Below are 12,449 nucleotides of genomic sequence, written 5' to 3'. Positions count from 1 at the left end.
GTGCTAGGAAGCCAGCCTTGCCGATACCACCTTGCCGGGCGCGCACAGCCCGCGCTGCGCCATCCACGCCGGGTTGTCCGATTCGACACGCGCCACCGCGTAGACCGAGCCTTGTTCCGCATACGGGAAGGGCACCGCGTAGCGGCTCTGGAAATCGTCTGGAGCAACCGGCAGCAACTGGGTAACGCGTGCCGACACTTCCGCGCCGCCGTCATCGGTTTTCACGGCAATGGTCGAGCCCATGTTGAGCTTCCTGGCCACCCGCGGGGCAAAGACCGCGACCACTTCGATGCGGCTGCAGTCGGTCATTCGCACCAAGGTGGCACCCTGCGGCACGAAACTGCCCTGCGGCATCAGCACCGAGTTCACCTGGCCCGGCTGCATCGCACGCACCTCGAAGGCGGCCATGCGGTCGATGCGGCTGCGCTCCTCGGCTTCCAGCGCGGTCACCTCGCGCAGCTGCTGGCGCAAGGCCTCGCTGTCGTGCTGCGCGCGCTCGATGGCGCCGCTCAGCGTTTCGCGCCGGCTCGCAAGAGTCTGGTAGACGCTGGCGCCACCTCCGCCCACGAACACGCCGCGGCTCGCACTCGCCATGCTCTGGCCGAGTCCTGTATAGGCCTGCTCGGCAACGGCGGCGTTGGCGCGCGAGATGCTCAGCTGCGCCTGTGCGGCGTCCATGGCCTGCGGGCTCACGGCGCCTTCGTCGAGCATGGCGGCGGTGCGGCGCACCTTCTGCTCCTGCTCGGCCACGCTGGACTGCGCCACTTCGCGCTGGCGTTGCGCGATCTGCCACGCATCGCGTGTCTGCGCCATCGAGGCCGTGCGGTACAGCTTGACCTGCTGCTCGACGAACTGCAGTTCTTCGCTCGATGCATTGAGCTGGTTCGTCAGCTGCGCCACCTGGCTTTGCAGCGCGAGACGCTGCGTGGTGAGCGTGGTGAGGATGTCGCGGTTGATGGTGGGGTTCTGCACCGTGGCCACCACCGCGCCGGCCTCGACCTTGTCGAACGCGCGTAGCGTCATGTGCGTGACCACGCCGCTGATGGGCGAGGTGACCAGCGTCACCGGGGCCTGCAGCACGGAGCGCGTGGCCTGCCTGGAAACCAGCGGCTGGATCAGCGTGGTGACGACGAGCCACAGCACGAAAGCAAGAAGCGCATAACCCGCGATGCGAGGCACCAGCGACTCCGTGGTGCCGCCGCGCCATCGTCTCAGGCGTTCATGCCATGCAGATGCTTCCGCGTTCGCAATGAGGTGCGATTCCTGGACAGTGCTTGCATTCATTCGTGCCTCGCAATCGATGACGTGGTGACTTCTCAGGACCAGCGTCTCCTCTGTCGTGGCACATCATTGGGGCATGCCATCTGCTTTGCTGCAATGCAGCAATACACATGCCAAAAGTGAATTATTTTTGCTTACAAAGGCAACCGAATGTGCATTCAGGGTGCGAGCACCAGCACCTTGAACTGGCTCGGCACGATGCGCATGCCGACGATGTTGCTGCGGTTCTGCACCGTGAGGCTGGTCATGCGCGTGCAGGGCGAGCCCTTCAGCAGCACGGTGAAAGCGCCGGTGATGTGGCGCGACGGCCCCATCACCGTTTGCGACACCACGCCCATCAGCACGCCCGCGTTGTCGCCGTTGGTGATGGGCGTGGTCGTCGCCAGGTTGTGCGCGGGCGTGCCGCCATAGAGGATGTTCCAGGCGTTGGGAATGGCCGTGGGCCCGAGCGCGAAGTTTGGGTAGGGAATGGGAACGGCCGGCGGCGTCTTGCAGACATCGGGAAAGGCCAGGTCCATGCCCATCATCTGTGCGTTGGCGAACATGCGTGAAGCTCCTTCAAGAGGTTGTGGGTGGTTCAGCCCATGTGGATCTGCTCGGCGTCTACCTTCACCAGCTCCTTGCTGGTGACCAGCGTGTTCTTCGCATGCAGGCGCAGCGTGCGCGAGGCCTGCATGTCGATCTGCCCCGCGCGCACCTGCTCGACTTCCTCGGTGATGCGAAAGCTGGAGCGCGTGAGCAGGTGCAGCCTGTCGAGCACCACCTCGCAAGCCCGGCCGACGAAGCGCGACGCCAGCACGCTGAAGCGCACTTCTGCGCCCTGGTAGTCCAGCTCGGACACGGTGCACTGGGCGCGCTCGGCAGCGAGCGTCCATTGCGGCGAGCGGGTGGCGACGGCGGTGTCCGATTGAAGCTCGATCGCGCCCGCGCCCTGTATGGCGATGCCGCCCCGGCGCGACTGCAGGCGCAGGTCGCCGTCCACCGCGAGCGTCGCCTGGCTGCTGTCGGCCTGCGCGACGACGGCGATGAGGTAGAGCGCTTCGTCGTGAGGGCCGGCGACCATCACCGTGTCGCCCGGCGCGGGCAGCAGCAGGCAACTGGCGGCGCGACGGCAGCGCAGCGTGCGGTGGCCGTCCATCGGCGTGACTTCGCAGAAGCCGTCCTCGGCTTCTGCAGCGGTGACCGTGGCCATGACGATGCCGCCTGGTTGCTGCCCAGGTTGCTGTTTCGCGGCCGCCGCCTTGCGCAGCAGCGGCGCGAGTTCGCTTTCGTCGCCAACGTCCGCGGGCACGGCGGGCGCGCCGGAAGTTGTCCTGGATGCCATCGTCATGCGGAGTCCTTCAGGTGGGAGGAGGGGAGGTCTTGCGCGCGCATCAGCCCGTGCGCGTCGCGGTCGAGGCGCACGGCGCGGTGCGGGCGCTGCCACGCAACGCGCTCGGCCTCGAAAAGCTCGGGGTCGGCATCGAGTACGCCGATGCGGTCGCTCCAGCGCGTGCCCGTCTGCAGGCTGCGGTGCATCTGGGTGCGCTGGAAGAGGGCTTTCTCGAAATTGGCGGCACGCAGGTCCGCGTACGAAAAGTCGGCATACACCAGCCGGCTGCGCGCGAAGGACGCACGCTCGCAGCGTGCGCGGTGGAACACGCACTGCTCGAGCCGCGCGTCGGAAAAGTCGGCGTCGCTGAGCTGCGCATCGATCCACAGCGACTGGTCGAACACGCCCGCGCGGCAATCCGCGCGGCGCATGTCGGCCTGCGGAAACAGCGACTGCGGTGCGTGCACGCGCCGCATGCGGGCACCGTCGAGCGCCGCGCCCTTGAAGTTGCACTGCACGAGCCGGGCGTCGTCGAACACGCAGTCCGACAGCCGCGCGTCGATGAACTGGCAGCGCTCGAACGACTGGCCTGCGAACGATTGGCCGCGCAGGTCGGCCTCCGTGAAGATCGCGTTGTCGAAGCTGGCGCCGCGAAAGCTTGCCTCCTTCAGGTCGGAGCGGAAGAACACGCCGGTCGTGAAGACGGCTTCGCCGAAGTCGGCATTGCCCATGCGGCTGTCGTTGAAGATCGTCCTGGCGACCGATGCGCGCAAGAAGCGCGCGCCGCCGAAGTCACAGTCGTGGAAGGCGGCCTCCTGCAGCACCGACTCGTCGGCCTGCATGCCATGCAGGTCGGACTCGGCAACGACAGTGCCTTCCCACCGGGCCGCATGCATGCGCGCGTCGCGCAAACTGCTGCGCAGGAAAGAGGTCTTGCCCAGCTGCGCGCGGTCCATCACCGCGCCGTCGAACACGCAGCGCTCGAACACGGAGTCCGCCAGCTGAACGCCCGCCATGTTGGAGCGCGTGAAGCGGCATTCGCTGAACAATCCGCCGGACAGGTCGAGGCCGTCTAGCGCCATTTCGCTGAAGTCCTCTCCCTGCAATGCTTCGCCGCTGCGGACTTTGGCAACCAGCGCCTGCGGGCTCATTCGACGGCGGCGGCCCGGAAGGCCGGCACGGTCTTGGTGTGCACGATGTATGCGCCGCGCGTCTCGGTGACGTCGTCGATCACGATCTGCGACATGTCGGTGCGAAAGAGGTTGGCTTCGCGCAGGTCGGCCGACAGCAGCCGGGCCTTGTTGAAATTGGCGTTCATGAGGTTGGCGGCGCGCAGCGAAGCCCGGCTCAGGTTGCTGCGGATGAAAAGGCACTCGGGCGTCTGCGCCGCGCTCAGGTCGGCGGCGGTGAGGTTGCACGAGGAAAGGTCGCAGGTGTCGAGGGTCGCACGCACGAAGCGCGCGCCCTCCATCGGAATTTCGCGCAGGCTGCATTGCACGAGCGTGGCTTCTTCGAAGCTGGCACCGCGCAGGCTGCTGTTGCCCGCGAAGCAGGTGGTGCGCAGCAGTGCGCGCGCGAAGACCATGCGGTCGTCGCAGTTCATGTGGGTCCAGGCGCAGGCTTCGAGCTCGGCGCCGGTGAAGTCGAGCCCGGCAACGCGGCAGCCCAGGAAGCCCGCCTTCATGAGTCGCGCGCCGCGGAAGCTGCAGTCTTCGATGGCCACGTCGGAAAGAAAGCCGATGCTGGCCGCGTCGACCGCGTCGAAGTTGCAATGCAGCAGCTGCGATTCGATGACGTGCAGGTGATGCATGCGGGCCGACGAGAAGTCGCAGCGCACGAACTTCAGCTTCTCGAAGGTCGTGCCTTCGAACAGGGCCCGCGAGAAGCCGGCCTGCTCGCAATCGATGCCGGCGAGGTTGGTGTCGCGGAACACGGCGCGCTTGAAGTCGCCGGTCGAGAGCCGCGCGCGCACCAGCACGGCTTCGCTGAAGTCCGCGCCTTCGCAGCGGGCGCGGCGCAGGTCGGCGCCTTCGAGCAGCGCGCGGCGAAAGCACGCACCTTGCAGGTCCATGTCCGAGAGGTCGGCGCCCGTCAGGTCCATGCCGGTGAAATCGCGGCTGCCCCGGAGGATCGACAAGACCTTTTCGCGCAGCGCGGCCTGCCGTTCGCTGCTCAGTTCATCGACCGGCGACTGGTGCTGCGCCGAGCCGCGGTACAGCGCGAGCAGGCCGCGCTCGGCGTCCTGCGCCAGCTTGCGCATCGACTCGACCTGCTGCGCGGGCAGCGGTGCGGTGCCGGTCGCGGCGGGAATGCCTTCGAAGCCGCGCAGCCGTCCGGCGCTGTCGACCTGCGGCGGGCCCTTGGGGCGCGTGGCGTCGTGCTCGCGCACCAGCTTGCCGGTGTCGAAGCCGACCTTCATCGATTCCTTGGCGTTGGCATCGGCCTCGCGCTGCAGGCGTTCGCGCTCGACGGCGCCCTGTTCGCGCTGGGCGCGCGCATGACGGTCGGCCTGGTCGACGAAGTCCGGCAGCTCACGCAGCGTCGGCATCTTCGTGAAAGGCTCGGGCAGGCGGCGTTCGTTGAAGTGCCGCGCCTTGTGGCCGGCGGCCATCGCCTTCTGCTTCAGGTCTTCGCGGGCCTGCGCGCCGCGCTCGCGCATGTTGCGCACCAGTGCCGAGTCGCCGGTGCCGGGCTGGTCGAGCCAGGGGCCGATGGCTTCGTCGGGCACGAGATCGTCGTCGCGGAACATGTAGAGCGCGCCCTTTTCCGGATCGCAGCGCTGGTGGAGCACGGTGGCGTAGTGGGCCAGGCCGCGCGGCTGGCCGACGGTTTCCAGGGCCGGCATCACGTGCGAGATGTCGGACGCGTCGTCTTCGTCGATGCGTGTTTCGCCATGGAATACCAGCACCACGCGCTCCAGATGCGGAAAGAACCATGCGGTCGTCAGGCGCTGCGGCACTTCTTCTATCTGGCCGGGCAGGCGGTGCCGTGCGATGACGGCCAGGGCACGCCAGTTCGGCAGCCGGCCTTGCTGGACCGGCGTTCCGGGGTGCATGTTCCAGACCGCGAAGGGCGTGGCCGGCGAGATCTCGGCCGCGTCCTCGAAGCGCTGGTCGGCAGGCGCGGCGTTGAAGAGCTGCCAGTCCATGTCCTCGGCGAAACCCGGGAACAGGTTCTCGCGCCAGTGACCGTCGTACTGCTTGCCGATGAGCCTCAGGCGGCGCGGCCATGCGATGTCGATCGGCCCGAAGCCCGCCGGCTCCGGCTGGTCGCCGGGATGGTGCAGGCGGTGCGCCGGGTCTTCGATGTTCGGCAGGCGCTGCACTTCATGGCCGTTGACGGTCTCCATGCCATGGCCCCGGCCCAGCGGGTTGTCCGCGAAATGGGGGCCGCCGTAGGCGCGCGTCCAGTCGATGCGCACGGCCTGGAAGGGCTGGGGCGGGGAGGGGCGTGCGCCGATCCAGAAGCGGTCGCCGAACACCGCAAGGTCTTTTTCAAGATTGCCGACCTGCAGCCGCGCGGCGCAGAGCGTCTTCTCTTCCTGGTGCGCGGTGTAGGCGTAGCCGGTCGCGAGGATCTCGGCGCGAACCTTGGGAATGCCGAGGTCGATGGCCGTGGCCGGCCCCAGCTCTTCGGACAGCGTCTTCCAGAACTCGGGCTCGGGCGTGAGCACCGGCTGGCCGTTCATGGAGACCATGCACAGCGTGGTGACGGCCAGGCGCTGCTCGGCCTGGCACAGGAATGGGCGCGTGATCACGCTCAGCCGCAGCGGCTTGACGGTTTTCATTGGCAGGAGAAGGAATGCTCAGTCGGCACGCGGCAACTCCAGCGGCGTGCGGGTGCGGTCGATGGACACCGAGGCCGGGTCGCTCGGGTCATAGCGCAAGTGAACGATGCGCCCGGGCGCGAGGAACTGAGGCACCAGCGCGTCTTCGACGAAGGTGGGAATCGAGGCCGTGCGCGCCGTGCCCGTGGCGTCCGTGTAGGCCACGTCGAGCACCAGCGCACAGACCGTCTGGCCGCGCGAGCCGCCGCGCGTCATGTTGTTGGGGTGCATGCGCACATTGCGGACCACGGCTTCAACCGGCTGGCCCGACTGCCCGAGCACCGCCCAGCGCCTGGCCTCGGCCGTGTAGCGGCCGTTCTCCTTGCGCATGTAGCCCACGGCGCCAATGCCGCCGAGCACCACCACGGCCATCACCACGCCAAAGAATCCCCAGAGAAGCGTCTCCCACTCCATGCCGGGCGTCACATGACGAGGTGCATGGCCTGCGCATAGGCCGCCATGCCGTCCATGTAGAAGCGGACCGCGGTCCTGCCGACTTCCATGGCCTGGTTGGTGATGTCGATGCCCTTGTTCGCGATCTTGTAGGTCAGGAAGTCGACCTTGAGCACCGCGTACTGCGAGTTGATGCCGTAGAACTGCTGGCGCACGCCCCAGAAGTCGAGCGACATGCCCACAGCGCCGAAGCGGAAACCCGCGCCGCCGGAGCGCGTCAGCCGCCAGTCGCTGCTCTTGGCGTAGTTGTTGGTGTAGCTGACCGAGTTGTTGGTGTAGCTCACCGCCAGGTTGTTGTACGTGTTCGACGTCGTGTTGTAGACGGTGGTGTTGATGACGTGCTGCGTCGTGTTGTGGATGTGGTTGGTGGTGTTGAAGGTCACGTCCGGCGAGGTGTGCACCGTCGGGCCGGTGACGGTGGTGGTCGAGGGGCCGTTGACCAGCACCGTGTTCGATGTGTCGATGGTGTCCTGCCGGCCCGCGCTCACGAACCGCACTTCCTGCCCGTTGATGGTGCCGTGGTAGCCGCCGGTGATGGCGGAGTTGACGCCGCCCGTGATGGTGTCCTGCAGGCCGCCGCTGAGCATGCGCGTCTTGCCGCCCGAGATGGTCTGGTTCACGCCGCCGGTCACGGTTTCGGTGAAGCCGCCGGTCACGCTGCGGGTGTCGCCGCCCGTGATGGTTTCCCTGGCGCCGGCGGTGATGTCGCGCGTCTCGCCGTCCTGGTAGGTGGCCGACTCGTGGCCCTTGATGAGGGTGGTGCGGGTGCCGTCGGTGGTGTGGGTCTCGTCGGCCTCCACTTCCACGTCGAGGTTGCGCTCGGCGTGCAGCCAGATCTGCTCGGCGCCCGTGCGGTCCTCGAAGCGCAGCATGTTGGCCTGGTTGGCCGCGCCGCCGCTGCTGGAGCGGGTGAGGATGCCGCTGGCCGTGGCGTTGGCGGGCAGCTCCCAGGGCGGCATCTGGTCGCTGTTGTAGACGCGCCCGGTGATGATGGGGCGGTCGGGCTCGCCGCCGATGAAATCGACGATCACTTCCTGGCCCACGCGCGGCATGTGCATGGTGCCGAAGTTGGCGCCGGCCCAGCTGCTCGACACGCGCACCCAGCAGGAGCTGTTCTCGTCGGACTGGCCGTAGCGGTCCCAGCGGAATTGCAGCTTCACGCGGCCGAAGCGGTCGGTCCAGATTTCTTCAGGGCCGACCACGGTGGCGGTCTGCGGGCCGTTGGTGCGCGGGCGCGGCGTCTTGCGCGCGGGGCGGTAGGCCACGCTCGAAGGCAGCACGGTGAAGTCGAACTCGCACACCGATTCGCTGCTGCCGCCGCTGGAATACTCGGGCTCCTGCAGGTCGTAGCGGGTCTCGGTGACGAGGTACTCGCGGTTGTCGGCCTCGCGCGGGCAGTGCGTCATCTGGAACAGGTAGCCGGGCGCCATGCCCACGACGTTGGTGTGGCCCCTGGCCAGTTCGTGCGAGCACTGCAGTTCCTGCAGGCGGACCCTGGCATAGGCGTCGCCCTGCTCGTGTTCGCTGTAGCCGCCGAGCCATTCGTACACCTCGTAGGTCGAATGGTCGTGGCCCTTCGGGTCCTGCTGCACGCTCTGCAGCGAGGCGCGCGATTTCCTGAAGTCGAAGTCGTCGAGCATCACGCGGCCCGAGGTGATCTGCTCGGACACGCGCCACTGGTCGATGCAGGGCTCCATCGCGTTGAGCACGCGGTCGCGCGGGCGGTAGGGAATGGTGGCGTGGCCGGGCAGGGGTGTGTAGCCGCCGGCGTCGTCGCACAGCACCAGCAGATGGGTGCCGTTGCCGTGCTCGAAGTGGTAGGCGATGCCTTCGTGCTCCATGAGCCGGCTCACGAACGCGAAGTCGCTCTCCTGGTACTGCACGCAGTTTTCCCAGGGGCGGTAGCTGGCCGTAAGGCGCTTCTCGAACTCGAAGCCGTACTTGCCCAGCACTTCGTCGAGCACCTCGGGCACGCTCTTGTTCTGGAAGATGCGGCTGTCGGTGGTGCGCGTGAGGTACCAGAGCCAAGGCTGCACCAGCGCACGGTAGACGTAGTGGCGGCCGGTTTCGTTGGCGCGGCCCACCAGCTCGAAGCGCACCACGGTGCCGTTGAGAAAACGCGGGCCGCCTTCGTCGGCCAGCTCCAGCGTGAGCGAGGTGCCCAGCAGCTGCTTGAGCTCGATGTTGAAGCTGGTGCCGACCATGTCCACCTCGAACTCGAAGAGTTGCGAGAGGCCCTCCTGCCCGCGCATTGCGCGGAACTTGAGCTGCTCGGCGCCGAGCACGGTGTGGACTTGGACGGTACGCGGCATTCGGAACTTCCCTGACTCTGCGGGTGTGCACAAATGCAAACCCTTTGTGACCAGTCTAGGAATCCCTCATGTCACATGCATGACGCACAAGCCGCCGATGCGCGCCTGTTTCCCTCTGAAACAGGCGTAGAAAAAGCCATTACATCGAGGCTTCGAGCATCGCCTTGTAGTCGTCTCGCGTGGCCAGGCGCGGGTTGGTCTTGTGGCAGTGGTCGGCCATGGCACCGTCGATGATCTGCTCGAACATCGCGGGCGTCACGCCCACCTCCGCCAGGCCCTTGGGCAGGTCCAGGCGCGCGTTCATGTCGCGGATGGCGTCGCCGAGGTCGCCGGCCGAATCGAGGTGCATGGCCTGCGCCATGCGCTGCAGGCGCTGTTCCTTGCGCACCGAATCGGCGCCCGCGTTGAAGTGGATCACCGCCGGGAGGAAGAGGGCGTTGAGCGTGCCGTGATGCAGGCGCGGATCGACGCCGCCCAGGCTGTGGCTCAGCGAATGCACGCAGCCCAGCCCTTTCTGGAAAGCCATTGCGCCCTGCATCGACGCGCTCATGAGGTTCAGCCGCGCCTCGCGGTCGCTGCCGTCCCTGGTGGCGCGCTCGATGTGGCCCCAGGCGCGCTCCAGCCCGTCGAGGCCGATGCCGTCGGCCGGCGGGTTGAAGGCGGCCGACATGAAGGTCTCCATGCAATGCGCGATGGCGTCCATGCCGGTGGCGGCGGTGAGCTTGGGCGGCAGGCCGAGCGTGAGTTCGGGGTCGCAGATGGCGGCCTTGGGCATCAGGAACCAACTGTGGAAGCCGAGCTTGCGGTGGTCGTCGACGATGACGATGGCGCCGCGCGCCACCTCGCTGCCCGTGCCGCTGGTGGTGGGCACGGCAATGAGCGGCACCACGCGCTCGGTGATGCGCGGCGAGCCGCCCTCGATGGTCGCGTAGGTCTTGAGCGGGCCTTCGTGCGTGGCCGCGATGGCCACGCCCTTGGCGCAGTCGATGGCCGAGCCGCCGCCCACTGCGATCAGGCCGTCGCAGCGGCCGCTGCGGTACAGCTCGACGGCGGCGCGCACGGCGGCCTCGGTCGGGTTGGAAGGCGTCTGGTCGAACACCGACACTTCCAGGTCCGAGATGGCGTCCAGCGCCTTCTGCAGCACGCCCGCGGCGCGCACGCCGGCGTCGGTCACGATCAGCGGGCGGTTGATGCCGATGCGCGCGCATTCGCTGGACAGCAGCTTGATCGCGCCGAATTCGAACTGGATCTGGGTGAGGTATTGAATGAGTGCCATGGGGGTGGTGATGCGCAGGGCGGTACGATTGCGGACTGTGCAAATCTACCAACAGGGGCATGTCTTGCCCACGCAAGAAACCCTTGCCGCTGTCGCGCACGGCACACCGCACGCAACGGCCGCTTTCCTACAGACATGACGACGATTCCCCCGACGACACAGGCGCAAAAGCAGCAACAGCAACACCCGCTCACCGCCAAGATGGCCAGCGTGGTCGACCGCATGGCGCGCGCCGGCCACCCCACGCTAGACCAGCTCACGCCAGACCAAGCCAAGGCCTCGTACGAAAAAGGCGCCGGCGTGCTCGAGGTGCCCAAGCCCGAAATCGCGCGCCTCGAAGACTTCAGCATCGCGGCGCGCGACGGCCATGCAGTGCCAGCCCGGCTGTATGCGCCGTCGGCCGAGGTGCTGCCGGTGCTGCTGTACTTTCATGGCGGCGGTTTCACCGTGGGCAACATCCGCACGCACGACACGCTGTGCCGCGTGCTGAGCCTGAAGAGCGGCTGCGCGGTGGTCTCGGTCGACTACCGGCTCGCACCCGCGCACAAGTTCCCGACCGCGTCGAACGACGCCTGGGACGCCTTCGAATTCATTGCCACGCAGGGCGCGAGCCTGGGCCTCGACCCGTCGCGCATGGCCGTGGCCGGCGACAGCGCTGGCGGCACGCTGGCCGCGGTGTGCGCCATCATGGCGCGCGACGCAGGCCTGCCGCTGGCGCTGCAGCTGCTGATCTACCCCGGCACCACGGCCCACCAGGACACCGCCTCGCACCAGCGCCACGCGCACGGCCCGCTGCTGACCAAGGCGATGATCGACTTCTTCTTCGCGCAGTACGTCCGCACGCCGGCCGACCGCGACGACTGGCGCTTCGCGCCGCTGCTGGCCGACGACGTCGACGGCGTCGCGCCCGCATGGATCGGGCTGGCTGAGTGCGACGCCGTGGTCGACGAAGGCATCGCCTATGCCGACAAGCTGCGCGCCGCCGGCGTGCCGGTAGACCTGGAAATCTACCGGGGCGTGATACACGAATTCATCAAGATGGGCCGCGCGATCCCGGAAGCGCTGAAGGCGCAGGACGACGCGGCCCGGGCCATCAAGGAAGCACTGCAACCATGAGCGAGACAGCCACAAGACGCGAGAGTTTCCGTTTCTTCCACCGCCTGCGCGTGCGCTGGGCGGAAGTCGACATGCAGAAGATCGTGTTCAACGCGCACTACCTGATGTACTTCGACACCGCCATCTCCGACTACTGGCGTGCGCTGGCGCTGCCGTACGAAGAGTCCATGCACTCGCTGGCCGGCGACCTCTACGTGCGCAAGGCGACGATCGACTTCCGCGGCTCTGCGCGCATGGACGACATGCTCGACGTGGGCATGCGCTGCGCGCGCATCGGCAATTCGTCGATGGTGTTCGAGGGCGGGCTGTTCCGGCAGGACCAGTTCCTGGTCGGCTGCGAGCTGGTCTATGTGTTCGCGGATCCGGCCACGCAAACCTCCAAGCCGGTGCCCGAGAAGCTGCGCAGCCTGCTGACCGGCTACGAGGCAGGCGAGCCGATGCGCACCGTGGAAACCGGCGACTGGGCCACGCTGGGCGAATCGGCCGGAGCCCTGCGGCGCGCGGTGTTCGTCGAGGAACAGAACATTCCCGAATCGCTGGAATGGGACGAGCACGACGCGACGGTGCTTCACGCGGTGGCGCGCAACCGGCTGGGGCAGGTCATCGCCACGGGCCGGCTGCTGCACGCGGAAGACGGTGTCTCGCACATCGGCCGCATGGCGGTCCACCGCAACCTGCGCAGCGGCGGACACGGCGCGGCCGTGATGCAGGTGCTCGAAGATGCGGCCAGGGAACGCGGCGACCGCGTGGTGGCGCTGAATGCGCAACGCAGCGCCGAGCGCTTCTATGCGCGGCTCGGCTATGTGGCGCATGGCGAGGTCTTCGAGGAAGTCGGCATTCCGCACATCGAGATGCGCCGCGCGCTGCGCTGAG

General features: G+C 67.6%; 10 protein-coding genes. 2 read left to right on the top strand and 8 right to left on the bottom strand.

The features are described from left to right. Positions 1-3: 3 nt before the first annotated feature. The 8 genes from WIX39_RS17625 to WIX39_RS17590 form a co-directional block, all read right to left on the bottom strand. A complete protein-coding gene (locus WIX39_RS17625; protein WP_409195478.1) occupies positions 4-1,284 on the bottom strand; it encodes an HlyD family secretion protein in 1,281 nt (426 codons plus the stop codon). Positions 1,285-1,439: 155 nt separating this feature from the next. Further along, positions 1,440-1,826: a DUF4150 domain-containing protein gene (locus WIX39_RS17620; protein ID WP_019652627.1), complete on the bottom strand. Its 387-nt coding sequence runs from the start codon at positions 1,824-1,826 to the stop codon at positions 1,440-1,442. Positions 1,827-1,858: 32 nt separating this feature from the next. After that, positions 1,859-2,605, bottom strand: a complete 747-nt coding sequence (locus WIX39_RS17615; RefSeq protein ID WP_409195477.1) for a DUF3540 domain-containing protein — start codon at positions 2,603-2,605, stop codon at positions 1,859-1,861. A 2-nt stretch (positions 2,606-2,607) separates the two neighbouring features. Then, positions 2,608-3,675 carry a pentapeptide repeat-containing protein gene (locus tag WIX39_RS17610; RefSeq protein WP_285410507.1) on the bottom strand — a complete coding sequence of 356 codons (1,068 nt, stop codon included), beginning with the start codon at positions 3,673-3,675 and terminating at the stop codon, positions 2,608-2,610. A 65-nt stretch (positions 3,676-3,740) separates the two neighbouring features. After that, on the bottom strand, positions 3,741-6,380 hold the full coding sequence (locus tag WIX39_RS17605; RefSeq protein ID WP_409195476.1) for a DUF2169 family type VI secretion system accessory protein: 2,640 nt from the start codon (positions 6,378-6,380) through the stop codon (positions 3,741-3,743). An 18-nt stretch (positions 6,381-6,398) separates the two neighbouring features. Then, positions 6,399-6,833, bottom strand: coding sequence for a DUF3592 domain-containing protein (locus WIX39_RS17600; protein WP_409195475.1), 435 nt, complete (start codon positions 6,831-6,833; stop codon positions 6,399-6,401). 8 nt (positions 6,834-6,841) lie between these two features. Continuing rightward, the gene (locus tag WIX39_RS17595; RefSeq protein ID WP_409195474.1) at positions 6,842-9,184 is read right to left on the bottom strand and encodes a type VI secretion system Vgr family protein; all 2,343 of its coding nucleotides are present in this window, start codon (positions 9,182-9,184) and stop codon (positions 6,842-6,844) included. 139 nt (positions 9,185-9,323) lie between these two features. Continuing rightward, positions 9,324-10,460: an iron-containing alcohol dehydrogenase gene (locus tag WIX39_RS17590; RefSeq protein WP_409195473.1), complete on the bottom strand. Its 1,137-nt coding sequence runs from the start codon at positions 10,458-10,460 to the stop codon at positions 9,324-9,326. A gap of 135 nt (positions 10,461-10,595) precedes the next feature. Between WIX39_RS17590 and WIX39_RS17585 the strand changes: the two genes are divergently transcribed. Together WIX39_RS17585 and WIX39_RS17580 are read left to right on the top strand one after the other, a co-directional pair. After that, a complete protein-coding gene (locus WIX39_RS17585; RefSeq protein WP_106934488.1) occupies positions 10,596-11,576 on the top strand; it encodes an alpha/beta hydrolase in 981 nt (326 codons plus the stop codon). Next, positions 11,573-12,448: a YbgC/FadM family acyl-CoA thioesterase gene (locus WIX39_RS17580; protein ID WP_106934489.1), complete on the top strand. Its 876-nt coding sequence runs from the start codon at positions 11,573-11,575 to the stop codon at positions 12,446-12,448. Before WIX39_RS17585 ends, WIX39_RS17580 begins: the two co-directional genes overlap by 4 nt. The last annotated feature ends 1 nt before the right edge of the window (position 12,449 follow it).

It is taken from the genome of Variovorax sp. AB1(2024), assembly GCF_037482385.2.
In the GTDB taxonomy this organism is placed as follows: domain Bacteria; phylum Pseudomonadota; class Gammaproteobacteria; order Burkholderiales; family Burkholderiaceae_C; genus Variovorax.
This window is presented reverse-complemented; position numbering and strand designations above follow the sequence as displayed.

Excerpts from the sequence above, each read along its gene's own strand:
- WIX39_RS17625 (WP_409195478.1), bottom strand. The coding sequence starts at position 1,284 with ATGAATGCAAGCACTGTCCAGGAATCGCACCTCATTGCGAACGCGGAA.
- WIX39_RS17620 (WP_019652627.1), bottom strand. The coding sequence starts at position 1,826 with ATGTTCGCCAACGCACAGATGATGGGCATGGACCTGGCCTTTCCCGAT.
- WIX39_RS17615 (WP_409195477.1), bottom strand. The coding sequence starts at position 2,605 with ATGGCATCCAGGACAACTTCCGGCGCGCCCGCCGTGCCCGCGGACGTT.
- WIX39_RS17610 (WP_285410507.1), bottom strand. The coding sequence starts at position 3,675 with ATGGCGCTAGACGGCCTCGACCTGTCCGGCGGATTGTTCAGCGAATGC.
- WIX39_RS17605 (WP_409195476.1), bottom strand. The coding sequence starts at position 6,380 with ATGAAAACCGTCAAGCCGCTGCGGCTGAGCGTGATCACGCGCCCATTC.
- WIX39_RS17600 (WP_409195475.1), bottom strand. The coding sequence starts at position 6,833 with ATGGAGTGGGAGACGCTTCTCTGGGGATTCTTTGGCGTGGTGATGGCC.
- WIX39_RS17595 (WP_409195474.1), bottom strand. The coding sequence starts at position 9,184 with ATGCCGCGTACCGTCCAAGTCCACACCGTGCTCGGCGCCGAGCAGCTC.
- WIX39_RS17590 (WP_409195473.1), bottom strand. The coding sequence starts at position 10,460 with ATGGCACTCATTCAATACCTCACCCAGATCCAGTTCGAATTCGGCGCG.
- WIX39_RS17585 (WP_106934488.1), top strand. The coding sequence starts at position 10,596 with ATGACGACGATTCCCCCGACGACACAGGCGCAAAAGCAGCAACAGCAA.
- WIX39_RS17580 (WP_106934489.1), top strand. The coding sequence starts at position 11,573 with ATGAGCGAGACAGCCACAAGACGCGAGAGTTTCCGTTTCTTCCACCGC.